The 24207-nt window shown below is 66.1% G+C and carries 20 protein-coding genes; 14 read left to right on the top strand and 6 right to left on the bottom strand.

Annotation, left to right across the window (positions count from 1 at the left end; genetic code table 11):
* The first annotated feature begins 235 nt into the window (after positions 1-235).
* The 7 genes from modA to VGK27_02660 all read left to right on the top strand — a co-directional run bounded on the left by modA (position 236) and on the right by VGK27_02660 (position 6788).
* Entirely contained in the window at positions 236-985 is a 750-nt protein-coding gene (gene modA, locus VGK27_02690) for a molybdate ABC transporter substrate-binding protein (GenBank protein ID HEY3489013.1), read from the top strand.
* 23 nt (positions 986-1008) lie between these two features.
* Positions 1009-1686, top strand: coding sequence for a molybdate ABC transporter permease subunit (modB, locus tag VGK27_02685; protein ID HEY3489012.1), 678 nt, complete (start codon positions 1009-1011; stop codon positions 1684-1686).
* A gap of 4 nt (positions 1687-1690) precedes the next feature.
* On the top strand, positions 1691-2773 hold the full coding sequence (gene modC, locus VGK27_02680; protein HEY3489011.1) for a molybdenum ABC transporter ATP-binding protein: 1083 nt from the start codon (positions 1691-1693) through the stop codon (positions 2771-2773).
* Between the two features lie 48 nt (positions 2774-2821).
* A complete protein-coding gene (locus VGK27_02675) occupies positions 2822-3916 on the top strand; it encodes an aminopeptidase (protein HEY3489010.1) in 1095 nt (364 codons plus the stop codon).
* A gap of 24 nt (positions 3917-3940) precedes the next feature.
* Entirely contained in the window at positions 3941-4432 is a 492-nt protein-coding gene (locus tag VGK27_02670) for a hypothetical protein (protein HEY3489009.1), read from the top strand.
* Positions 4429-6177 (top strand): tetratricopeptide repeat protein, encoded by a 1749-nt coding sequence (locus VGK27_02665; GenBank protein HEY3489008.1) that lies wholly within the window; start codon positions 4429-4431, stop codon positions 6175-6177. The genes VGK27_02670 and VGK27_02665 overlap by 4 nt, the downstream gene beginning before the upstream one ends.
* A gap of 194 nt (positions 6178-6371) precedes the next feature.
* Positions 6372-6788, top strand: a complete 417-nt coding sequence (locus VGK27_02660; GenBank protein HEY3489007.1) for a hypothetical protein — start codon at positions 6372-6374, stop codon at positions 6786-6788.
* A gap of 63 nt (positions 6789-6851) precedes the next feature.
* On the opposite strand, the gene VGK27_02655 is transcribed toward VGK27_02660, so the two are convergent.
* The gene (locus VGK27_02655) at positions 6852-8939 is read right to left on the bottom strand and encodes an SPFH domain-containing protein (GenBank protein HEY3489006.1); all 2088 of its coding nucleotides are present in this window, start codon (positions 8937-8939) and stop codon (positions 6852-6854) included.
* A 289-nt stretch (positions 8940-9228) separates the two neighbouring features.
* Here VGK27_02655 and VGK27_02650 point away from each other — a divergent pair, with 289 nt between their 5' ends.
* Positions 9229-9444 carry a hypothetical protein gene (locus VGK27_02650; protein ID HEY3489005.1) on the top strand — a complete coding sequence of 72 codons (216 nt, stop codon included), beginning with the start codon at positions 9229-9231 and terminating at the stop codon, positions 9442-9444.
* Positions 9445-9514: 70 nt separating this feature from the next.
* Here VGK27_02650 and ybaK read toward each other — a convergent pair whose 3' ends face one another.
* Complete coding sequence (gene ybaK / locus VGK27_02645) at positions 9515-10000, bottom strand: Cys-tRNA(Pro) deacylase (protein ID HEY3489004.1); 486 nt, start codon at positions 9998-10000, stop codon at positions 9515-9517.
* Positions 10001-10006: 6 nt separating this feature from the next.
* Entirely contained in the window at positions 10007-11935 is a 1929-nt protein-coding gene (locus VGK27_02640) for a fibronectin type III domain-containing protein (protein ID HEY3489003.1), read from the bottom strand.
* Positions 11936-12108: 173 nt separating this feature from the next.
* On the opposite strand from VGK27_02640, the gene VGK27_02635 reads away from it, so the two are divergent.
* The 3 genes from VGK27_02635 to VGK27_02625 all read left to right on the top strand — a co-directional run bounded on the left by VGK27_02635 (position 12109) and on the right by VGK27_02625 (position 16067).
* Positions 12109-12876, top strand: coding sequence for an FKBP-type peptidyl-prolyl cis-trans isomerase (locus tag VGK27_02635; GenBank protein HEY3489002.1), 768 nt, complete (start codon positions 12109-12111; stop codon positions 12874-12876).
* A 105-nt stretch (positions 12877-12981) separates the two neighbouring features.
* The gene (locus VGK27_02630) at positions 12982-15333 is read left to right on the top strand and encodes a Tex family protein (GenBank protein ID HEY3489001.1); all 2352 of its coding nucleotides are present in this window, start codon (positions 12982-12984) and stop codon (positions 15331-15333) included.
* Positions 15330-16067 carry a DUF1571 domain-containing protein gene (locus tag VGK27_02625; protein ID HEY3489000.1) on the top strand — a complete coding sequence of 246 codons (738 nt, stop codon included), beginning with the start codon at positions 15330-15332 and terminating at the stop codon, positions 16065-16067. Before VGK27_02630 ends, VGK27_02625 begins: the two co-directional genes overlap by 4 nt.
* Before the next feature lie 22 nt (positions 16068-16089).
* On the opposite strand, the gene VGK27_02620 is transcribed toward VGK27_02625, so the two are convergent.
* Both VGK27_02620 and VGK27_02615 read right to left on the bottom strand, forming a co-directional pair.
* Positions 16090-16830, bottom strand: a complete 741-nt coding sequence (locus VGK27_02620) for a hypothetical protein (protein HEY3488999.1) — start codon at positions 16828-16830, stop codon at positions 16090-16092.
* A gap of 14 nt (positions 16831-16844) precedes the next feature.
* Positions 16845-17330, bottom strand: a complete 486-nt coding sequence (locus VGK27_02615) for a YajQ family cyclic di-GMP-binding protein (GenBank protein HEY3488998.1) — start codon at positions 17328-17330, stop codon at positions 16845-16847.
* Between the two features lie 68 nt (positions 17331-17398).
* Here VGK27_02615 and VGK27_02610 point away from each other — a divergent pair, with 68 nt between their 5' ends.
* The 3 genes from VGK27_02610 (at position 17399) to VGK27_02600 (ending at position 23071) form a co-directional block, all read left to right on the top strand.
* Positions 17399-18370, top strand: a complete 972-nt coding sequence (locus tag VGK27_02610) for a nucleoside recognition domain-containing protein (GenBank protein HEY3488997.1) — start codon at positions 17399-17401, stop codon at positions 18368-18370.
* Between the two features lie 571 nt (positions 18371-18941).
* Positions 18942-20300, top strand: a complete 1359-nt coding sequence (locus tag VGK27_02605; protein HEY3488996.1) for a DEAD/DEAH box helicase — start codon at positions 18942-18944, stop codon at positions 20298-20300.
* 92 nt (positions 20301-20392) lie between these two features.
* Positions 20393-23071 (top strand): pitrilysin family protein, encoded by a 2679-nt coding sequence (locus tag VGK27_02600; protein HEY3488995.1) that lies wholly within the window; start codon positions 20393-20395, stop codon positions 23069-23071.
* Here the strand turns inward: VGK27_02600 and VGK27_02595 are convergent.
* Positions 23058-24026 carry a M48 family metallopeptidase gene (locus VGK27_02595; protein HEY3488994.1) on the bottom strand — a complete coding sequence of 323 codons (969 nt, stop codon included), beginning with the start codon at positions 24024-24026 and terminating at the stop codon, positions 23058-23060. The two genes, VGK27_02600 and VGK27_02595, sit on opposite strands and share 14 nt — an antisense overlap.
* Between the last annotated feature and the right edge of the window lie 181 nt (positions 24027-24207).

The raw sequence follows: 24207 nt of genomic DNA, 5'->3' as shown, positions 1-24207 counted from the left end.
GCCCAGCCGTCGCCGTTCCCTGTCATGTTCTGATTCCGCCGACCGGCGGATCGTCCGTCGCGTCAACGGATGCGGCGGGGGAAAAGCGAAGAATCCGGCATGAGGATCACCTCCTTTCGGGAAAAGTCCTTGCCCGATTATATCCGTACCGCATTGCGGGAACATGCCTTTCCGACATAGCCGGGGCGCGTTATATAGTAAACGCAATGGAACAGGTCGACGGCCGGAGATGACCATGTCGGTAAAACTGCTCGGGGCAGCCGTGTTAATTTTCGCTCTCGCCCTGCTGCCAACGGCCGTCCGGGCGGGGCAAATCTACGTGTCGGCGGCAGCCAGCCTGAAGGAAGTCGTGAACGTGCTCGCCGACCGGTACGAGATGGCGCACCTCGGCGTCAAGTGCGTCCGCAATTTCGGCGCGTCGGGAGCGCTCGCGAAGCAGATCGAAGCCGGTGCTCCCGCCGACCTCTTCCTGTCGGCGAACCGTGAGTGGATGGATGAGCTGCAAAGGGAAAAGGCAATCGATCCCGGGAGCATCGGGACGCTGGCGCACAACGTCTTGGTGTTTGCCGGCAAGGAAGGCGTCCGGGCGGGCGGGATGAAGGATCTCCCGGGGCTGGCGCGGGTCGCGATCGGCAGCCCGAAGAGCGTTCCCGCCGGAGAATACGCGGTCCAGGCGATGAACAAATCCGGGATCGCGGGGCCGATGGTAAAGAAGCTGGTCATGGCGCGCGACGTCCGCGAGGCGATGCTTTATGCCGAGCGGGGCGAGGTGGACGGCGCCTTCGTCTACCGCACGGATGCGATCCGGTCGAAGGTGCTCAAGGTCCTCTTCGTCGTGCCGCAGGAATTGTACGATCGCGTCACCTATCCGTGCGCATTGACCGTTTCCGGGGCGAAGAAGCCGGATGCCTTGGCGTTCTTCGCGTTCCTGCGCTCCGATGCGGCGAAGGCGGTGCTCGAAAAGCAGGGATTCGTCATCCGTTGAAAGTACGCGCAGAGGTCGACTAGATGCTCGCTCCGTCCGATTACGAAGCCATCCTGCTGTCGCTGAAAGTCGGCGCCGCCGCGACGCTGTTGTCGCTCCCCCTTGGCTTTGGCGCGGCTGCCCTGCTCGCCTACGGAAAGTTCCGCGGGAAGACGATCGTAGAGGTGTTCGTCAACTTGCCGCTGACGCTCCCACCGGTGGTCGTCGGCTACCTGCTGCTCCTGCTGCTCGGGGAAAGCGGGCCGCTCGGTCCGCTGTTCCGGAAGCTGGGTTTTCGCCTGATCTTCACCTGGAGGGCGGCCGTCATCGCCTCGATGGTCGTCGGCTTCCCGCTCCTTGTCCGGGCGATCCGCCTCTCGATGGAATCGATCGACCCGGCGCTGCCGCGCACGGCTCGCACGCTGGGGGCGACCCGCCTCGACGCGCTTTTCTCCGTGGTCGTCCCGCTGTCGATCCGCGGCATCCTGGCCGGCGCTGCGCTCATGTTCGCACGCAGCCTCGGAGAGTTCGGCGCGACGGTACTGGTGGCGGGCAACATTCCCGGGGTGACGCAGACGCTTCCCCTGGCGATCTACGACTATGCGGCATCGCCGGGCGGAGAGGGTTCCGCCGGGGCGCTTTGCGTGGTCTCCGTCGCGATCTCGGTCGGGGTGTTGTTCGCGCACGAGTGGATCGCCCGCCGCGCCGGGCGCGAGGGCTAGCCGCATGCGCCTCGAACTGGCCTGCAGGAAGCGACTCGGGAACTTCACGCTGGACGCCGCGCTCTCGGTCGAGGGCGAGCGGATCGGCCTGTTCGGCCCCTCCGGCAGCGGGAAATCGACGCTCGTCGGCGCGCTATCGGGACTCGTCACGCCCGATTCGGGGCGGATCGTCCTCGACGGAACGGTGCTGTTCGACCGCGAGGCAGGCATCGACATTCCCCCGGAGCGCCGGCGGATCGCGGTCGTCTTCCAGAACGCGCACCTCTTCCCGCACCTCGACGTCCGGGCGAACCTGCTCTACGGATACCGGCGTTGCCCGAAGGCCGAACGCCGGATCGCGCTCGAACCTGTGGCCGATGCGCTCGGGCTGTCCGACCTGCTGGGGAGAAGCGTGGGCAACCTGTCCGGCGGCGAGCGTCAGCGCGTGGCGCTGGGGCGGGCGTTGCTGTCGAACCCTCGCCTGATTCTGCTCGATGAACCTTTGTCCGGTCTTGACGACGCGCTGAAATACCGGGTCATCCCGTTCCTGCGGAAAACGTTCGACGGTTTCGGCGTCCCGTTCCTGTTCATCTCCCACGCGCTGCTCGAGATGCGGCTGATGGCCGGGCAGGTTGCCGTCGTCGAGGCAGGGCGCATCGCGGAAATGTCGAGCGCCGAAGCGCTCGCGATCGGGCGGATGGGGGTCGGCGGTGCCTACGTCAACCTGCTCCGCCTGGTGAACCCGTCGCGGCGGAACGGCCTGTCGGTCTATCCGTGGGGCGGGACCGGGCTGGTGATTTCCGGCGAGGGGAAGCCCGGCGAGACGGTCTTCGTGCTTTCCGCCCGCGACATCATCCTGATCCGAGAGCACCCCGGCGCGATCAGCGCGCGCAACCTGCTGCCCTGCCGGATCGAGCGGCTCCACGACCTGGGCACCCGGACCGGCGTCGGGCTTTCGTGCGGGGGCGAGCGGCTGGTGGCCGAGGTGTCGCGCGAGACGTCGGAGGAGCTCGACCTCCGGCCTGGGCAGCCGATCTACGCGGCGATCAAGGCGTCCGCGTTCCGGGAGCTTTTCGGAGCGGGTCTTGCTTCTTCAGGATCGGGGTAATATTCGAAGGACGATTGTTATTTATCGACAATTCCGGGAGGTCTACACATGGGTTCCGAAAAGCAGATCAGCAAGCTGGCGCAGATCCTCGTTCGGCAATCGGTCAAGGCGAAGAAGGGTGAGACCGTCCGCATCTCGTGCGGCGAGCTCGGCAAGCCGCTTGCGCTCGAGGTCTACCGCGAGATCCTGAAGGCCGGGGCGAATCCGCTCTGGGCGATCGGCTTCGAGGACGCGGGGCGCATCTTCTACGAGGAGGCGTCCGAGGCGCAACTCGACCACCTGCCGCCGACCAAGCTCAACGAGGCGAAGGCGATCGACGCCGACATCATCATCCTGGCGCCGGGAAACACGCGGCACCTGAGCAACGTGGCGCCGAAGGCGATGGCGCGGCGGCGGAAGGCGGTCAAGCCGATATCCGAGATCCTGATGAAGCGCGTACGCTGGTGCCTGACCAACTTCCCGACCGAGTCGCTCGCGCAGGAGACCGACCGGTCGCTGCCCGACTACGAGAAGCTGTACTACAAGGCGGTCGAGCAGGACTGGGCGGCGATGGCGAAGATGCTCGCCGGCGCGAAGAAGATCCTCGACAAGTCGTCGCAGGTGCGCATCGTGGGCAAGGAGACCGACCTCTCGTTCTCGATCAAGGGACGCACGGCGATCCCGTGCGCGGGCGACTTCAACATGCCCGACGGCGAGATTTTCACGGCGCCGGTCGAGAACTCTACCGAGGGGAAGATCTACTACGAGTTCCCGGCGATCGCGGGCGGGCGCGAGGTGGCGGGCGTCCGGCTGACGTTCAAGAAAGGGCGCGTGATCGCGGCGTCGGCCGAGAAGAACGAGGCGTACCTGCTCGAGATGCTCGACGCCGATCCCGGGGCGCGGGTCCTGGGCGAGTGGGGCATCGGCTGCAACGCGGGCGTCACCGACTTCACGCGCGACATCCTGCTCGACGAGAAGATGGGCGGCACGATCCACCTGGCGGTCGGGCGTTCCTACGCCGAATCGGGCGGGAAGAACGACTCGGCGATCCATTGGGACATGATCAAGGACCTGCGCAAGGAAGGCGAAGTCTACCTCGACGGGAAGCCGGTGCTGCGCGCGGGCGTCCTGTTCGGGAAGCGTCCCGCCGGCATGCGGAAATAGGCCGGGGCGAACGGGGAGCGGAAGATGAGGACGATGTCGGGAGCCGCGGCGCGGCGGGTGGCCTGGACGGTCGCCGCCGCCATCCTTTCGACGCCTGCGATGGCCGAACTGCCTGCCCGGGACGAGGGGATCGGCCGGTCGATGCGGGAGATGTTCAAGGGGGTGGCTGTCGACCGGTGCAAGGACGTAGGCGGCCCGCCCGTGGCCGCCGCGACCGGGCCGCCGATCGCGCGACTGAGCGTCGCCGAAGGGCGTCCGGGCCAAGTCGTTACCGTCGTGCCGGCGACGGCGGCCGGGTCCGCGCAGCCCGACGAGATCCGCTTCCTCCTGAAGGGGAGGGACATCAAGGCCGCAGCGAACCCCGATGGCTCGGGCGGGCTGCGCGCGATTGTTCCCGATTTCGGCATAAAGGGGCCGTCCAAGGGATGGGTCTACCTCGTCCGCGCCGGCGCGACCGGCAAGGCGGTTCCCTTCCTGTTCCGGGAGCGGGACGCAGGGACGCCTCTCCCGAAGTGAGCGAGGGGCCGCCGACCGTCGACGAAGCCGGGGCGGGCGGTCGCGGGGCACGCTTCCTCGCGATCGCCCTGCTCTTGTCGCTGCTGGTCGCCGGGGTCTACGGGCAGGTCGGCGGACACCCGTACATCAACCTCGACGATCCCGATTACGTCTCCGAAAACGGCCGCGTGCTGGGGGGGCTTTCCGCCGGAAACGTCGCCTGGGCCTTCTCGACCTTCCAAGCCGCGAACTGGCACCCGCTGACCTGGCTGTCGCACATGGCCGACGTGTCGCTGTTCGGCGCCGCGCCCGGCCCGCAGCATCTCGTCAACGCCGTCCTCCATCTCGCAAACGTCCTGCTCCTGTTCTTCGGTCTTTCCCGGATGACCGGCGCCGTGTGGCGAAGCGCTTTCGCAGCGGCACTGTTCGCCGTCCACCCGCTGAACGTCGAATCCGTCGCCTGGATTGCCGAGCGAAAGAATCTTCTCTCCACGTTTTTCCTGCTGCTGACGATCGGCGCTTATTCGCACTATGCGTCAGACCGCTCGATCCGGCGCTACGCGATGGTGGCGCTCCTGTTCGCCATGGCACTGATGTGCAAGCCGATGCCCGTAACGCTGCCGCTGCTGCTCCTGCTGCTGGACATCTGGCCACTGGGGCGGCTTGACGCTCGATCCGGACAGGTCGCCGGTGCCGGGGCGGCCCGTTCCCGGCTGATCCGCCTCGTGGCCGAGAAGCTGCCGCTGCTGGCGCTGTCGATCGCCTCCTCCGCCGTCACCCTGGTCGCCCAGTCGGAAGGGGGCGCGCTTCGCACCCTGCGGATGGTCCCTCTCGGGCACCGGATCGCGAATGCGCTGGTCTCCCACGCGAAATACCTGTCGGACGCCGTCTGGCCTTCCGCCCTGGCGCCATACTACCCGCTTCCCCCGGAAATCCCGGCGTGGCAGGTCGCCGCATCGGTGGCGCTGCTCGCGGGTCTGACCTCCCTCGCGGTCCGCGTTCGCCGGACCCGGCCTTGCTGGCTGTCGGGGTGGCTTTGGTACCTTGTCGCGATGTTGCCGGTTATCGGCCTCGTCCAGGTGGGGCAGGCGGCCATGGCGGATCGATACGCCTATGTGCCGATGATCGGGCTATTCGTGGCGTTCTCGTGGGGTGCGTCGGAACCGTTTTCGGGAAAAAGCCCGCTCCGGATCGCCGGGGCGATCATCGGAATCGCCCTGATTGCGGCGCTATCGATGGTTTCCGCGCGTCAGGCCGCACGTTGGGGCGACGGAGAAAGGCTGTATCTACACACGCGATCGGTGACGGGCGACAACTGGCTGGCGAGCAACAACCTCGGCCTGATCCACGAGGCGCGGGGAGATTACCGGAAGGCGGCCTGGTTCTTTCGGGAAGCGATCCGCATCGATCCTCGCGAGCCCGGCTCCTGGAACAATCTCGGGATGGTCCTGGAATCGGTGGGCGAATCTACGGAGGCGGTTTCCCTCTATCGAGAAGCGTTGCGCCGCGATCCGGAAAGCGCCGAGGCATGGAACAACCTGGCGGTGAGCAACAATTCCCTCGGTCGCGTCGGAACCGCCATCGAAAATCTTCGGGAGGCGATCCGGCTCCGCCCGGAATATCCAGATGCGTGGTTCAATCTGGGCGTGGCGTTTCGCCGGCTCGGGAGGAACCCGGATGCCGACCGCTGCTTCCGGGAGGCGCAGCGGATCCGCACGGGGAACGCGAAGGCCCGGTCAGCGCCGGCGGGGGAGATTCTCCGGTAAAGACCGGATTGCCCGGAGGAGGATCAGGGCAATGATTTATCCGATGGTTCCATAAATTTCTTCTCCGGCGGATCAGCCCCCGGATAACTCACTTGAATGATTGATGTTTTTTCTGCCACCTCCCCGGAATAGTCCTTGCTAGTTCTCCTGTTTGATTCCCGTCCATTCCGGATCCCCATCGAAAGGAGAGCGCAATGAGGCATCTGGTGTTTTCGTTCGGGGTTGCAGCGGTCGTCGCATTGATGACGTCCCCGGTCCCTTCCTACGGCGCGAGCGACCCGACGCATTTCGGGGCCGTTTCCTCCGCGATGGCCGATGATGCATCCTCGGTCGGGTTCGACATCACGGGCGAATTCGACAAGGCGGGGGGCGTCGTCACCGTCGGCGAGATCCCGAACTACGTCGACCCGTCGGCAGGGCTGGTCATGATGGTCAGCGTCATCGCCAAGGCGGGCAGCAAGCTGATCGAGCAATGCGAGGTTGCCGAGGAGTATCCCATCACGGTGTCCATCAACGGGTCGAAAAGCCGCACGACGGCCGGTCGATGCCGCGAATTCCTCAAGAACCCGTGCGCAGAGGGGGTCTGCTCGTTCTGGGCCTCGGCGCAGTGACGGCCTGATCCTTGCGGCGCCCCCCGTTGCGGGAGGGCGCCGCGTTTCCGTCGGTCCTTCGCCTTACGCCGGCTTCTGGGTATCCGTGTCCGCCTTTCCGGCGATGCCGCGCACCTGTCCTCCCGCGATGTTCTTCGTCAGGAACGCCGACAGCAGCCCGCCGACGTTATCGCCCCCCTGCACCAGGAAGTCGGGCGTGACCTTGATGTTGCCCGTCGCGATCTGCTTGGCGATCTCGATGGCGGTGACGCCCGCCTGCCCGACCGCCTTGTTCTGAAGCTCGTACGCCTTCGCGGTCGCCTCCCCCATCGCCAGGATACGGGCGCCTTCCGCCTCGCCGCGCGCCTTGATGCCCGACGCTTCGCCGACCGCCTTCACCCGGATGCTCTCGGCCTCGCCCTCCGCGAACCGGATCGCCTTCTGCTTGTTCTGCTCGGCGATCTTCACGCCGATCTCGGCCTCGACCAGGTTCTTCTGCTGGTCGGCTTCCGCCCGCGTCTTCTCGGTCGCGATCCGGCTCTGCTCGGCCTTCTGCTGGTCCTGGTACATCGCCTCCTGCTGCTGCGCGATGATCTTCTTGGTCTGCGTGTCCATCAGCTCCTGCGGAAGGTTGATCTGGCAGATGAGTACCGAGACGCACTCGACATGGTATTTCTCGAGTTCGGTCTTCGCCCGCTCCTCGGCCTTGCGCTGCTCGTCCTGCCGGTCCTGCATGAAGTTCATGGCCGAAGTGGAGGAGGCCTGGTTGCGGAAGGACGAGTCGATCATCGGGTGGATGACGTGCAGGATCAGATTCTCGATCGAGCCGATCTTGGCGACCATGTACGGCGCCTGGTCGGGCCGGATCCGGATGACGACCTTGACCGAGACGCCGATCGCGAAGCCGTCGCGGGAGATGACTTTCAGCGGGTCGAAGCGCGTTTCCTTCGAGTCGTCCCAGTCGATCGTGATGTTGGTCGTGTCGACGATGTACACGATGTAGGCGCGCCGGTTGAGGTAATAGTAGCCGGGGCCCGCCACCTCCTGCTGGATGCCGCGGAAGCCCTTCGGAACGACGTACCGCTCGAGCCCGAGGTTGTGACGCCCTTCGACGCCCGCGGCCGTTTCGCCGGAGGGCACCTGCCCCTCGGCCTTCGCGATCTCCTCGACCATCTTCTTGACCTGCGGCGGCTCTTCGCCGACGTTGCTGACGACGACCGCCACCTGCCCGCGCTCGACGATCGCGACGTCGTCCTGCTCGACCATGAAGAACATCGGGTTGATGTAGTAAGTGCCGGGGCGCAGCACGTCGAACTGGGGACCGCGCTGCCCGCCGGCCGCGAGGAACTTGGACGCGTCCTGGAAATCGTTGTGCCCCGTCACCGGCTTGGCGACGTATTCGGCGTCCGGCAGCGGCTCGCCATCACGGGCTGTGATCAGCCCCACCTTTTTGGCGGGGACCACCGTCGCATCCTCGATCTCGATCTTGAACAGGTCGCGGTTGATGCGGTAGGTGCCCGGGAGCAGGATGTCGATCTGCGGCCCTTTCTGCCCCCCGTTGTTCAGAAACGCCTGCCCGTTCTCGAAGTTGTTGTGGTTCTCCACCTTCCGGGCCAGTAACCGGCCGGCGGGGATCTGCTCGCCGTCATTGGAGGTGACCACGCCGATCTTCCCCTTTTCGATGATCACCGCGGGCAGCTTGCGCAGTTTGAACAGCACCGGGTTGACCCGGTACGTCCCCGGCGGCAGGATCTCGATCTGCGGCCCTTTCTCCCCGCCGTTCTTCATGAAACTCTCGCCGTCCTGGAAGGCGTTGTGCCCCTTGACCACCTTGGCGAAGATCTTTCCCGGCGGCACCGGGTCCCCGTCGATCGATTCGATGAGTCCGACCTCGTTCTCGCCGACCGTGCTGAAGGGATATTTCGTCGCGGCATAGAGGAAGGGGATCAGGAAGTGCATCCCCGGGCCCAGCGTGCGCGCCTGGATGCCGACCTCGTTCGACATGGCCACGACGCGTCCCTGCGGCATGGAAGCGCCGAAATATTTCCGCTCCATGACGGCGATCTCGGTGCCGCCGACGAGCAGGATCGACTTCCAGACCAGGAAAAGCACGACTGCGCCGAGCAGGTACGGGGCATACGACAACAGGTGACTCACCATTTCCACCGGCATGATTATCATCCTCTCTGTTGCGCGTGTATCGGTTGCACGCGGTCTCCGGATACGGTTCTACCAGAATCGATTGCATTTTCCCAAGGGAAAAGGGGGATGGATTCCCATCTTCCCCATATGGGGAAACCGGTGCCCGAATGAGGCAGCCACAGGCTGCCTCCCGGTCTGACCCGCATTGTCCACGGATCGGCTAATCGTGTCATATCAATAGGTTACAGCCATATTCCAAAACTGGCACGTCCATTGCTCTAAGGAAAGGTCAAATACAATCCCATGAGGGGGTAATGAAATGAAGAAGGTTCTCGCATCCGTTGTTGCCATGATGTTCGCGCTCGTCGTCGCCGGTTCCGTGTTCGCCGCTGAGCCTGTTGCGGCTCCTGCCGACAACGCTGCCAAGGTCGAGAAGAAGGCGAAGAAGGCCAAGAAGTCCGTCAAGAAGGCCAAGAAGGCCAAGAAGGAAGAGAAGAAGGACGAGAAGGCTGCTGAAGCGCCTGCCGCCAAGTAACACTTTTTCTCCCTGATCTTCCGAAAGGGCCGCTTCCCGCAAGGGGGGCGGCCCTTTTGTATGCTGAGAATTATTCGTTGGCGACGTGGACGGGGGTGGCGTTGAGGATCCGGGCGGCGTCCTTCGGGTCGAGGCCGACGAGATAGCCGCGCTGTCCGCCGTTGATGTAGATCGTCGGGAGCGACAGGATCGTCTCTTCGATGTAGACCGGCATCGATTGCCGGGTGCCGAAAGGCGAGGTGCCGCCGACGAGGAAGCCCGAGTGGCGATGGGCGGCGTCGGGCGAGCATGGCGCGATGGTCTTGACGCCCAGGAGGCGGGCCAGCGTCTTTGTCGAGACCTCCCGGTCGCCATGCATCAGGACGATGAGCGGATGCTTTCGGTCGTCCTCCATCACCAGCGTCTTGACGACGCAGTGCTCGTCGACGCCCAGTTCCCGCGCGGAAACGGCGGTTCCGCCCCGGTCTTCGTAGGCGTAGAGGTGATGGGTGAAAGGGACGCAGGCGGCGCGTAGCGCCCGCACGGCGGTCGTGACGGGGGGTTTTCCCTTCGACACCTTTGCTTACCGGTTGACCCGCACCCACTTGGGACGGGACGGCTCGCTCTGCCGCTTCTGGGCATCGATCGCGACGATCCGGTACCAGTAGCTGTTTCCGGGTTCGGCGCTCGTGTCCTGCCACTGCCGCGTGTCGCCCGGCAACGGACGGCCGACGGTCACCCCCATGTTTGCGGCCGAGGAGCTGCGGTAGATGAGAAGTTCGGTCGTCATCCCGGGGGGATTGCCCGTCTGGAGGGTGATCGTCACCTTTCCTCCCATCCCCTGGATGCTCAGGATGGTGGGGGCTGGCACGGTGTCGGGATCCGGCGCGGGCGGTTCCGGGGCAACCGGCGCGGCAGCCACGGCGGCCGGGGTGGGGGCGGTCGCCGGCACGAGTGCGGCAACCGGCTCAGGGGCCGGCGCGGGGACGGCGACGGGCGCCGGGGCCGGAGGCGGCGCGGGCGCGGCGACGGGTGCCGGGGCCGGAGGCAGCGCAGGTGCGGCGACGGGTGCCGGGGCCGGAGGCAGCGCAGGTGCGGCGATGGGCGTCGGGGCCGGAGGCGGCGCGGGTGCGGCGACGGGCTCCGGGGCCGGAGGCGACGCGGGCGGCGGTTCGGGCGGCTTTGCCGCCGGCAACGGCTGCCGGTGCGTCGTCGTCGGGACCGGCAGCACTTCCTCTCCGGTCGAGGAGGTCACGATGGTTTCCTCTTCAATGCCGTCGCCAGGCCGGGCCACCCCGTCCTTGCCGCTCGTGGTTCGCGCCATGTAGGTGGGCGAGGCGGTTCCCGCCTCGCCTCGCCCGCTTACCGCGCGGACCCGGTAATAAAATTCTTTCCCATCCTCAAGCCCTGAGTCCTCGTACTGCGACGCGTTGCGCGGCAGCGGGGTTTTGAATACGAGCTGGAAGGGGCCGTTGGGGAATGGGGAGCGTTCGACGAGAAAGCCGGCGACGTAAGCGTTGTCTGTGTTGGTCCAGGCAACACTGACCGCCCCCTTGACGCCTTCGACGCGGACATCCGGTGGCGGCGCGAGCTCGGGAAATTCCTTGGCCAGGACGGAAACGCGAACCGGGGCGCTATGGCGTCCGAACAGGTCGACGCCGCTGATGTCGTAGGAGAGGTTGAGGCGGGGGGCGTCGTCGTCGAGGAATTCGGGCTGTCCCCGGTGAAGGTGGCGCTCGAGCGCCAGCGGTTGCGGGGTCAGGGAAGTGCTCGCCGTGCCCTTCCCGCTGCCGATGATGCGGCCGATCATGTAGGCGACGACGGGGGTCTGCGTATCGGCGGGGGGGTCGCTCCAGAACAGGGCGACGCTGTCGATGCGCGGCTGCGCGCGAAGCCCCACCGGCTGGGCGGGTCCCGGCGTTCGTTTCGACGGGTCGACCTCGTCGCTGTTGACCGTCAGTTCGGGTTTGCCGTCGGGGCCCATCAGGGTGAGGCGGTAGCTTCGTTTCCCGCCTCCCCTTGCAGAGTCGGTGTAGCGGACCCCAAGCGCCAACCCGTAGTTGATGTCAGTCGTCGCCGTCCGCCCCATCTTGACGATCGAGGCGCGTCGGTCGTCCTCGGTGAGCGTCCGCTGGGTCAACTTGTCGGAGAAGGCGCGGATCTCCTCGGCCTGCGCATCGGGCAGGCGCATGAGGGCGGAGGCCTCGAGCCCGGGGCCGAGCTTCGGGGCGAGCAGCGTGGTGGCACTGCGCGTGATCCGTTCGAGCTGGAAGCCTCCCTCGGGCCAGTCGCCGCCGGTCGGCAGCCAGAAGAGCGACACCGACCCCTTGCCGTCCGAGCAGGCCCAGAAGGCGGCGCGGCGCGATTGCCGCCGGGATTCCTGGCCGGACCCCTTGTCGGCGGCGGCGGCGTGCTTGCTGTTCTTCGGCGCCTTGCGGGCGGCGACGGCCGGTGAGAAGGCGATGAGAAGGAAAAAGAGCGCCCAGAGGGCGGCGAATGTGCGAAAACGCATTGAGTTCCCTGTGTCGTCCATGCTGATATTGGACATTTTACCCCAGTTCCGGCACACGGGGTGCTACAATCGGAAAATTACCCCCCATTGTCCGATGGCTCTGCAATGCCCCGGCAGCGGAGGCGGGAAAATACGTATGACACCGGAAAATCCGTCCGGTAAGAGGAGCGCGTATGAAGATCTGGGGAGTCGTGGTATTGGCTGTCGTGCTTTCGGCAAATCTGGCGTTCGGAGGAGACGGCGTGGAGTTGAAGGACAAGAAGGACAAGGTCAGCTACGGCATCGGACTGAGCTTCGGCAACAACCTCAAGGCAAACATCAAGAACGACGATATCGAGATCGACCAGGAACTTCTCCTGCGAGGGCTGCGGGACGCGTTCACCGGCGCCTCGCCCGCGCTCAGCGATAACCAGCTTCGCGAGACGATGATGAATCTCCAGTCCGAGGTGACCGCGCACCAGGAAGCGAAGGCGAAGGCGGCACTTGAGAAGAACAAGAAGCAGGGCGAGGATTTCCTCCTGGCCAACAAGGGGAAGGATAACGTCATCACGCTGCCCAGCGGTCTCCAGTACAAGGTGATCAAGGAAGGCACCGGGGTCAGTCCCAAGCCGACCGACCTGGTCGAGACGCACTACTCGGGCACGCTGATCGACGGCACCGAGTTCGACAGCTCCTACAAGCGCAACCAGCCCGCGGTCTTCCCGGTCAATGGCGTCATCCCCGGCTGGACCGAAGCGCTCCAGAAGATGAAAGTCGGCTCCAAGTGGCAGCTCTTCGTTCCGTCCGAGCTGGCTTACGGCACCAAGGGGGCGGGGAACCTCATCGGCCCCAACGCCACGCTGATCTTCGAAGTCGAGTTGCTCTCCATCAAGGAAGGCAACACCGCGGGCGGCAAGGGCGGCGGCATGGGTGGCGGCATGGGCGGCATGCGCGGCCACTGATCGCACGCTCTTTTCGTCAGAACCGCGAAGTGGATATCGGCTTCGCCGGCCCTTGACCGATCCAGGGCCGGCGAAGCCGTTTTCAATTGGAGGGACGCAGAAAACATGATGCAGGACACCTATATTTCCGCTGTCGCACGGGAGCTGTCGATCGGAGAGGGCCAGGTGGCCGCCACGGCGGCCCTTCTGGCGGATTCCGCCACGATCCCCTTCATCGCCCGCTATCGAAAGGAGGCCACGGGGGCACTCGACGAGGTGGCCGTCGCGGCGATCCGGGACCGGCTGGAGCAAATGGCCGAGCTCGACAAGCGGCGCGATGCGGTGCTGGCTTCGCTCTCCGAACGGGGCTTGCTGGACGACGCGCTCAAGGAAAAGGTCGGCGGGGCGAAAACCCTGTCGGCGCTCGAGGACATCTATCTCCCCTACCGCCCCAAGCGCAGGACGCGCGCGACGATCGCCCGCGAAAAGGGGCTCGAGCCGCTGGCCGATCTGCTCTGGGCGCAAGGGGCGGCCGATCCCGCGGACGCGGCGTTGCCGTACGTCGATGCGGGAAAGGGGGTCGCTTCCGCCGATGACGCGTTGGCCGGCGCCCGCGACATCCTGGCCGAGCGGGTGAGCGAGGATGCCGATGCGCGCGCCGCGATCCGGTCGCTCTACTTCGAGAAGGGCGTCCTGCGGAGCCGGGTGGCGCCGGGCAAGGAGGCGGAAGGGGCCAAGTACCGCGATTATTTCGAGTGGGACGAGGCCACCGCCACCGCCCCCTCGCACCGCGTCCTGGCGATGCGCCGCGGCGAGAAGGAGGGCTTTCTGTACCTTCGCCTGACGCCGCCGGAAGACGAGGCGGTTGCGCTTCTTTGCGGCCGGTTCGTCGGGGGAGAGGGCGCGGCCTCGATGCAGGTGCGCGCGGCGGTCGAGGACGGCTACCGGCGCCTGCTCGGCCCCGCCATCGAGACCGAGGCGCGGATGGAGGGACGCCGTCGCGCAGACGCCGAGGCGATTCGCGTGTTCGCGTCTAACCTCCGGCAGCTCCTGCTCTCGCCCGCGGCGGGACAAAAGAACGTCCTCGCGCTCGATCCCGGCTTCCGGACCGGCTGCAAGGCGGTCTGCCTCGACCGGCAGGGAAAGCTGCTCCACGCGGAGACGATCTACCCGCACGCTTCCGAGCGCCAGCGCGCCGATGCCGTCGCGGCCGTCTTGTCGATGTGCGAGAAGTATTCCATCGAGCTGGTGGCCGTGGGCAACGGGACCGCCGGCCGAGAGACCGAGGCGTTCCTCCGGGCGCAGCCGCTGCCCGGGCAGCCGTCCGTCGTGTCGGTCAACGAGAGCGGCGCCTCGATCTATTCCGCCTCCGAGATCGCGCGCGAAGAGTTTCCCGACCACGACCTGACGGTGCGCGGTTCCGTCTCCATAGGGCGGCGATTGATGGACCCGCTGGCCGAGCTGGTCAAGATCGATCCCAAGTCGATCGGCGTCGGGCAGTACCAGCACGACGTCGAGCAGCCCGCGCTGCGCCGCAGTCTCGACGATGTGGTCGAGAGCTGCGTCAACGCGGTCGGCGTCGAGGTCAACACGGCGAGCCGGCCTCTCCTTTCGTATGTGTCGGGGCTGGGGCCGTCGCTCGCGACGGCGATCGTCTCGTACCGGGACGCGCACGGTCCCTACGCATCGCGCGATTCGCTCCGGAAGGTCCCGAGGCTGGGGCCCAAGGCGTTCGAGCAGGCGGCCGGCTTCCTGCGCATCCGGGAGGGGGAGAACCCGCTCGACGGCAGCGCGGTGCACCCCGAGAGCTATCCGATCGTCGAGGCCATGGCGCGCGACCTTGGCTGCGCGCCGGCCGACCTCATGCGCGATGCGGCACTGCGGGAAAAGATCGTCCTCTCCCGGTACGTGACCGAGACCGTCGGGCTGCCCACGCTGAACGACATCCTGGCGGAGCTGGCCCGGCCCGGCCGCGACCCGCGCGAGCGGTTCGAGGCGGTCCGATTCGCCGATGGCGTCGAGAAGATGGAGGACCTTGTCGTCGGCATGAGGCTGCCCGGCATCGTCACGAACGTCACGGCGTTCGGCGCCTTCGTCGACATCGGCGTCCATCAGGACGGCCTGGTCCACATCAGCCGGCTGGCCGACCGCTTCGTCCAGGAGCCGTCCGAGATCGTCAAGGTCCAGCAGCGCGTCACCGTCACCGTGGTCGAGGTCGACCTTCCCCGCCGCCGGATCGCCCTGTCGATGCGCAGCAGCGAAACGGTCCCGCCTTCCGAGGGCGCCGGTTCTTCGGGCGCAGCCGCGCACCGCACCTCGCCCGCTGCACCGCGTGCCGCAGCGGCAGGTGGCAGGCATGCGCAGTCCGGCCATGGGAGCGGGATGCCGAAGCCGGGCAAGCCGGCGTCGCCGCGGCCCGCCGCGCCGCTCTCCGCTTTCGCCGAGGCGCTCGCGAAGGCGCGCAAGTCCTCGTCGTGAGTACGGCTTTGCGCACGGCCCGGGGGTTCGCTGCCGGTCTGCTCCTGCTGTGCGTCGGGGCGTCCGTGGCGTCCGCGGCGTCGGCCCCCGAGATCGGGGAAACGCTCGATCGGGCGAAGGCGGCATGGGCCAAGGTCGAGGACTACACGTGCGCGCTGCACCGGCAGGAACGGCACGGTGACCAGCTCTACCGGCAGAAGGGGATCCAAATCAAGTTCCGCAAGCCTTACGCGGTCTACATGAAGTGGACCGAGGACGGCATGGCGGGGACCGAGGCGCTTTACGTCCGGGGGAAGAACGGGGGGAAGATGCTGGCCCACACGGGCGGCTTCCTCGGCTTCGTCACGCTTCGGATGGAGCCGCGCGACCCGCGGGCGATGAAGGAAAACCGTCATCCGATCGACGAATCGAGCCTGGGCGATTTGCTCGACATGCTCGTCCGGACGTGGGAGCAGAGCCGGAAGGCGGGCGACGGGAAGTGGCTTTACGGTGGCGAGGATGCGCTGGGCGACCGCACGACCGACATCTTCTCGGTGCAGCTCCCGGCGGGGAAGGGCTATTACGCGAAGGCGCTCATCGTGAACTTCGACCGGGCAACGGGTCTCCCGATCCGGGTTTCCGCCTATGGGTGGGACGGCCTGCCGATGGAGGAGTACTGGTACGACGCGCTCAGGCTCAACGTCGGCCTGACCGATCGGGACTTCGACCCGTCCAACCGGGAATATCGATTCTGAGCGGCGGCCGGGGCGCGCCGGGTCAGAGAAACTCGACGTTGACCTGGATGTCGTTGCCCACGACCGAGATCCGAAGGTGGATGGCGTTGCAGGCCGCCATCGGCCGGGGCGGCAGCGTCCGGGTCCACTCGACCTGCTCGAGCCGGTTGAGGAGTGCGGGGGAGTTGGCCTGGATGTGCGCCTGTCCCACCTGCCCCGCGGGCGTTACGTCCATGTGGATGAGGGCGTCGCCCTGCGACAGGAGCGTTCCCCCCTCCAGAACCGAATTGATCACCTGCGAAAGCTCGGCGGGCACGTCCCTGTAGAACGCCGCCGTCGAGATCGCCGCCATGCGGTGCATCCGGGTGATATCGGACGATTGGCGATCGGGCATTTCGCCGGGAGAGGCGACCGCGGCGTTGTCGGCCGGGGAAACGGGCGACGTCGCGAGGGCGGCAGTTGAGACAGCCGCAGTCGAGACAGACGCAGGCCGGGGCGGCGGCTGCGCGGCGGTGGGCGCCGGCGGGGGCGAGGGTTCGCGGGTCGCGGGCGGATCCGGGGGCGTTTCCTGCGCCTGTGCCGGCATCGGCGTTTCGGCGAGTTGGTCGGGCAATCGGTGAGCGGTGTCGGGGGCCGGAGCGGGCGAAGGCGGCAACAGCTCGGCGAAGACGGCATCGGGCGCCGGCTTCCGGGTGTACCGCTTGATCCCGGAACCGATGGCGACGCATCCGGCCGCCAGCAGGTGAATGGCCAGCGAGACGGCGATGGCTTTTCCCAGGCGCAAGCGGGCGCTTCCCGCTAGTCCCGGAAGTTGACGTATTGCATGTCGATGCCGAGATCCTTCCCCTTGAAAAGCGCAATGGCCGCCTGCAGGTCGTCGCGGTTCTTGCCGGTCACCCGGACCTGCTCGTCCTGGATCTGCGACTGCACCTTGAGCTTGCTCTCCTTGATGAGGGCGTTGATTTCCTTCCCCTTCTCCTTGGAGATGCCCTGCTGGATCGTGATCATCTGGCGGACGGCGCCGCCGCTCGCCGGCTCGACCTTGCCGTACTCGAGCGCCTTGATCGAGATGCCGCGCTTCAGGAGCTTGGACTGCAGGACGTCGATGACCGCCTTGAGCTTGTAGTCGTCGTCGGAGAGCACTTTGATGCCCTCCTTCTCGAGGGTCAACTCGCTCTTCGATCCCTTGAAGTCGTAGCGCTGCCCGATTTCCTTGATGGCCTGGTTGACCGCATTGTCGACTTCCTGCATGTCGACCGTGGACACGATATCGAACGATGGCATGAGTTCCCTCCTTATGAACGGAAAATTATAGCATTCCCGGCGTATCGCATTTGGTACCCTGATAGACCATGTTGCCCGAGGCTCCCGATATCCGCACGCGCTTGCGCACCGGCCTGTCCGGCGGCTTCCGTACGGCGCTGAAGATCGCCCGGATCACCTTCCCGATCTATGTCGGGGTCGACCTGCTCAAGACCACGACGCCCGCGGTCGATGCGCTGGGGCGTCTGTTCGCCCCCGCGATGGCGCTGTTCGGGCTGCCGGGCACGTCGGCCTTCGCCTTCGTCGCCGCGGGGCTGCTCAACATCTACGCGGGGCTCGCGATCATCGTGCCTCTGGGCCTCGACGCGTTCCAGGTGACGCAGTGCGGGCTGATGATGGGGATCGCCCACAACCTGCTCCTCGAAGGAGGCGTCCTGGGCAGCACGGGGACGCGCGGGACGGCGCTGACGCTGCTGCGGATTCTGCTGGCGATCGTCGCCGGGCTGGGGCTCAACGGAGCCCGGTTGCTCGGGCTGCTCGATCTGACGGGGGCCGCCCCGGTCAAGGCGGTCGCCGCAGCCACGGCGTCCGTGGCGATCCGGCTTCCCTTCGCCGATGCGCTGGGAAACAGCCTTCTGGGCGCGCTCCGGCTTTCGGCCAAGCTGGTGCTGATCATCGTGCCGCTCGTCGCGCTGTTCGAGCTGTTGCGGCACATGCCGGTCTTCCGGAAGGCCGGGCGCGCGGTCGACCCGGCGATGCGCGGGATGGGGCTGACCGCCGATTCCGCCGTCCCGCTGTTCACGGGCATTTTTCTCGGCATCGCCTACGGGGCCGGAATCATCATCCGGGTGGCGCAGGAAAAGGGGCTCCCGAAGCGCGACCTCTTCCTGATGGGGCTTTTCCTTGCGACGTGCCACGCCGTGGTCGAGGACACGCTGGTGTTCGGCGCCATTGGCGGCAGCATGTCGATGATCCTCGGCATCCGCACCCTCCTCGCGTTCGCCCTGACGGCCGCCCTGGGACGCCTCTGGAAGCGTGAGCCGAATGCCCTGAAATCCTAGGCTCCGCGGGAGGGGGGCCGCTCACTCCGTCGTCAGCCGCAACACTTCTATCCACCGGCACTGCGTTCAGACCCCCCTGCCCGCTCCGCTACGGATCACGCGGCATTCGGGCGCCCCGCTTCGGCAAGCGTCACGGCGACGGTGATCGCATAGCGGTGGGGGCATTTTCGGGGGCGTGTGCCCCGAGCGGTTTGGGGCGCCATGGAGGGCGCCGCGAGCGGGTACCCGAGGCGCAGCGAACGCAGGGATGCGTGAGCAAGCCGTACCCCGAAAATACCCCCCGCTCATGCGAGAAAAGCCGTCGCCACCGCCGCGCGGCTTGGCGGGCTTGCGTTTTCCCGCACGGCGTGTATAGTGGACCCAGCTTGGCAAATCACGAACTGCAATCCCTTCCTTACTCACCCTGCGATGCGTCAGGGTCTTTACCTTCGGAAGATTGGGCGGCGGGATGGTCCCGTCTCCGCGGATTGCGCGTGGTGATCCCACTGCAACCGCGGCTTTCCTCCCTGGCACACTTGCGTGCGCCTTGGGAAACTTCCGAACGCCGCCGGTAAAAAGAAGGAGCAATTGCATGAAGTTCGACGAGTTCGGGCTCTCGCCCGAGATTCTTCGCGCCGTCAAGGCCGAAAAGTACGAAACCCCCACCCCCATTCAAGAGAAGGCCATTCCCCACGTGATGGAAGGGAAAGACCTGCTCGGCTGCGCCCAGACCGGCACGGGCAAGACCGCGGCGTTCGCGCTGCCGATCCTCAATCGCCTCTCGGCCGAGCCGCTGAAGAGCGGGCGGCGCAACATCCGCTGCCTGGTGCTTTCGCCGACCCGCGAGCTGGCGAGCCAGATCGCCGATTCGTTCACCGCCTACGGCCGATACACCGCGCTGCGCAACACCGTCGTCTTCGGCGGCGTCAGCCAGCGGCCCCAGACCGATGCCCTGCGCAAGGGCGTCGATGTCCTGGTCGCCACGCCGGGACGGCTGCTCGACCTGATCCAGCAGCGCTTCGTCTATCTCGACAAGGTCGAGACGCTGGTCCTCGACGAGGCCGACCGGATGCTCGACATGGGCTTCATCAACGACATCCGCCGCATCATCGAGCTGATCCCGAAGGAGCGCCAGACGCTCATGTTCTCGGCGACGATGCCCTACGACATCCGCCGCCTGGCCGACACGATCCTGCGCGACCCGGTCGAGGTCGCGGTCACGCCCGTCGCGGCGACGGCCGACATGATCGAGCAGTTCGTCTACTACGTCGAGAAGTCCAACAAGATCGACCTGCTGAAAGAGCTGCTCGTCGGCGACGACGTCAAGAACGCGCTCGTCTTCTCGCGCACCAAGCACGGCGCCGACCGGATCGAGCGGTCGCTCCAGCGCGCCGGCATCCGCGTCGAGGCGATCCACGGAGACCGGTCCCAGAACGCCCGCGAGCGGGCGCTGGCCGCCTTCAAGAAGGGAAGCACGCGCGTGCTCGTCGCCACCGACATCGCCGCGCGCGGCCTCGACATCAACGAGCTGTCCCACGTCATCAACTACGACCTGCCCAACGAGCCCGAGAGCTACGTCCACCGGATCGGCCGCACCGGCCGCGCCGGGCTGACCGGCGTCGCTTTCTCGTTCTGCGCCATCGAGGAGCGGCCGTTCCTGCAGTCCGTCGAACGGCTCATCAAGAAACACCTGAAGATCGTCGACAACCACGCGTACCGCTCCGAGCTCAACCCGGGGCCGCCGACCGCGCTCGAGCCGACCAAGTCGAAGCTGCTCAAGAATCCTTACGTGATCAGCGCCGCCGACTTCGCCGCGTCGTCCCCGGCCGATGCCAATATCCACTCGGCGCAGCGTCGCCGCTTCGAGCAGGCGGGCAAGCCGTCGCGCTACGGCACAGGCCCCCGCAAGGATTCGCGTCGGCCGACGTCCTCTTCGTCGCGCCCGCGGTAGTCTTGCATCGGGTGTCCCGGCGGCTTCGAATCCGCGCCGGGACACCGACATCTAAAAAATCCCATTAGAATCGGAACAGGTCGGGGCGTGCGATGAGAGACGTACGGAATGCGGTGTTATGCCTTCTTCTGGCGGCGCTGGTGGCAGGGTTCGGATTCGGCAGCACAGTCAACGCGGCGGGCGAAGCGTCCCCGTCCGAGGAGGCAAAGGTGATCGACAAGTACACGCTGGGCAACGGCCTGACGGTCGTGATTCGTGAAAACCGCTCGTCCCCCGTCGTGGCGGTCCAGGTCTGGGTCAAGGCGGGCAGCACCACCGAGCCCGAAGTCCGGGCCGGCATGTCCCACATCCTCGAGCACATGGCGTTCAAGGGGACGCATCGGCGCGGCCCCAACCAGATCGCGCGCGAGGTCGAGGCGTTGGGCGGCGAGATCAACGCCTACACCAGCTTCGACCAGACCGTCTACCACATCACCATTTCAGGCCGCTACCTCGAAAATGCGCTCGACATCCTGGCCGACACGCTCGGCGACTCGCTCTTCGACGAGAACGAGCTCAAGCGCGAGCTCGAGGTCATCCTCGAGGAAGTGCACATGAACGAGGACGACCCCGGCCGCGTCGGATCCAAGGCGCTTTTCCGCACCGCCTACACGGTCCACCCGTACGGGCGTCCCGTGATCGGCTATCCCGAAACCATCAAGGCGACGACGCGCGAAGACCTGCTCGCCTATTTCAGACGGCATTACGTTCCGTCCAACATGGTGCTCGTGATCACCGGCGGCATCGACGCAAAGGCGTCGCGGCCCGTCATCCAGAAGATCTTCGGCGGGCTGCCCGCCGCCCCGGCGCCGGTGGATCTCCGGCCGCCAGAGCCGCCGCAGGACGCCATCCGGGTCAAGGTGCAGGAGCGCGACGCGCGCCGCGTCTACCTCGACCTGGGCTTCCACGGCCCCGCGATCGCCGACAACGACGTGTTCGCGTGGGACCTGCTCTCGATCATCCTCGGGGGCGGCCAGACCTCCCGTCTCTATCATGAGGTGAAGGACAAGAAGCAGCTCGTCGACTCGATCAGCGCCTATTCCTACACGCCGCGGGATGCGGGGCTCCTGATGGTCGGAGCGACCGCCGCGCCCGACAAGGCCGAGGACGCCTATCGCGAGATCCTGCGCCAGACGTTCCGAATGGCGTTCGAGCTGCCGCAAGGCCCCGAGCTGGCGCGTGCCAAGACCGGCACCGAGAGCGATTTTCTCTATTCGCTCGAGTCGCAGGGGTCGCTGGCGCGCCACGTCGGCTTCTTCGAGACGGCGCTGGGCGACGCGGCCTTCGAAGAGCAATACATCCAGAAGATCCGAGCCGTGACCGCCGCCGACATTCTCCGGGTGGCGAAAAGCTGCCTGTCGCCCGAGAAGCTCACCGTGTCGGCCGTCCTGCCGAAGGGCGACGGGTCGCACCTGTCCGAGGACGCCGTTCGCCGGATTGCGGCCGAGATCTGGGCCGAGGCGTCGAAGGAAGGGGCGAAAGCCGCGAAGAAGCCGTCGGGCGCGGTCCGGAAAGAGACGCTCGAGAACGGCATCCGGGTCATCGTTCGCGAGAATCACGCCGTCCCGGTCGTGTCCGTCGAAGCCGGCTTCCTGGGCGGCCTTCGCGCCGAGCCGAAGGAACAGGGCGGCGTCAGCGCCGTCATGGCCGAGCTGCTGACCAAGGGGACCCCGAAGCGCAACGCGCGCGAGATCGCCGTGGCGGTCGAGGACATGGCGGGCGATCTGTCGTCCTTCGCCGGCCGCAACTCGTTCGGCCTGCGCGCCAAGTTCATGCGGCGCGATTTCGACAAGGGCTTCGCGCTGTTCACCGAATCGCTGCTGTCGCCGACCTTCCCGGCCGACGAGCTCGAGAAGAAACGCAAGGAGATGCTCGGCCGCCTCAAGCTGCAGAAGGACGAGCTGACGCAGTCCGTCTTTCTCCTGTTCCTCGCGACGCACTACGGCGAACACCCGTATTCGCGCAACCCGCTGGGCACCGAGGAGACGATCAAGGCGCTGACGCCCGAGGCGGTCAAGGCATACTTTGAGCGCTGGTCCGACCCGCGCAACCTCGTGGTCACGGTCTCCGGCGACATCGGCACCGACGAGGCGATCGCCATGGTGCGTGACGCGTTCGGCGCGATGCCGCAGCGCAAGGGATTCGGGGTCCTGGGAGCGCTTCCGGTCCCTCCGGCCGACGGCATCCGCAAGGCCGAGGAGCAGCGCACCAAGGAGCAGGCGCATTTCGTCATCGGCTATCCCGGGCTGACGTTCACCGATTCCGAGCGGTACCCGCTCGACGTGCTGGGCTCGGCGCTTGCGGGAATGGGAGGCCGCCTCTTCACCAACCTGCGCGACAAGAAATCGCTCGCCTACTCGGTGACCTCCTTCTCCTCCGAGCAGGTCGACCCCGGCTTCTTCGCGTTCTACATGGGGACGAGCAGCGACAAGCTCGACGTGGCCATCGCCGATACGCTGAAGGAGATCGCCGACGTCCGCGATCACGGCGTGACGCAGGAAGAATTCGACCGCGCGAAGAAATGGATGATCGGCAACTACGAGATCGGTCTCCAGAGCAACGGCGCCTACGCCGACCGGATGATGTACAACGAGTTGTACGGGACCGGCTACGAAGAGACGTTCAAGGCGCCCGAGCTGATCCAGGCGGTCACGCTCGACCAGGTCAATGCGATGGCGAAGAAGGTGCTCTCCACCGAGAAGTACACGATCGCGGTGATCAAGGGGAAGTAGACGCCGGGATCGGCGGAAGGCGCAATTCATGACGGGCGGCTGCCGCTTTTTCCGCCTTCTCCTTGAACTGCATGTAATTCGGAATGGCGATCGCGGCGAGGATCCCGAGGATCATCACCATCACCAGACCGCCCGACCCACCGGAGGCCGGACCGACTCCGAGGAACGGGGCCACCGGATAGGCCAGCGGGTGGCGGCCCGGGACCGGAATGGTCCCGGGATTACGATGGTTGATCAGACTGGCGATCCGCTTCGAGAGAAACGGGTGGCTGGCGTTCAGTTCGCAGACCGACATCCAGAAACCGTTGGTTTCCCCGACTTGTTTCATATAGGCGTCGACGTCGAGGCGCCGGGCATACTTCCCGCCGGTGGCCAGGATCGCCAGCCCGCGAATCGATCCTTCGAGGTCGCCGGCAACTTCCATCCCGCATAAATCGCACGAAGACTCGCACGCCCTGGAATAGGCGGAGCCCAGCCACGGCGCCACTCGGGCCGGAAGCAGGAAAATCATCCGCTTCAGATGCTTCAACGCAAGGTGACCGACCTCGTGCCCGATGATCATGTCGGTTTCGTGCCCGTCGTCGCCGCACGCTTCGAGGAGATCGGCGTAGAGGACGATGAAATTTCGGGAGAGGAAGCGCGTGGCGAAGGCGTTGAGCATGCCGCCCGACTGGATGACGTAGGCCTCGGTCGGCGTGACCAGTCCGAGGCGCTCGGATGCGAGGGCGATTTTCGCGTGAAGTTCGGGGAATTGATCCCCGGTGATCTTCACGCCGTTGCCCCTGATGTGGGCGATGAAGACCGCGTGGGCGAAGAAGACGAAGGCGCCGATCAGGACGCCGTAAACGGCTCCGACGATCGTGATGAGGAGGATCAGCCAGCAGAGAGCCGAGAAGATAGCGGCCGTGACGAAAAGGGTGCGTTCGGGGGAGGTGCGCAAGCGATCGGCATTCATGCGGGCAGGGCTCCTTTTAGGGCCGGGTTGCCGATAGCGTATCAATCGGGAAACCGTTTTGCTATTCCGGAATTTTCCGGGGCATCCCCGGGGGGGGGCTTCGGATGCAGAATGCATCGGGATGATGCACTCAGTCGAACGGAACGCTTTACCAACCGGTGAAACAACGTGATTTAATAGA

Source organism: Candidatus Deferrimicrobiaceae bacterium (assembly GCA_036504035.1).
Classification (GTDB): Bacteria; Desulfobacterota; Deferrimicrobia; order Deferrimicrobiales; family Deferrimicrobiaceae; genus JANXPS01.
Note: the sequence above shows the minus strand (reverse complement) of the source record. Positions and strands in the feature narration are given on the sequence as shown.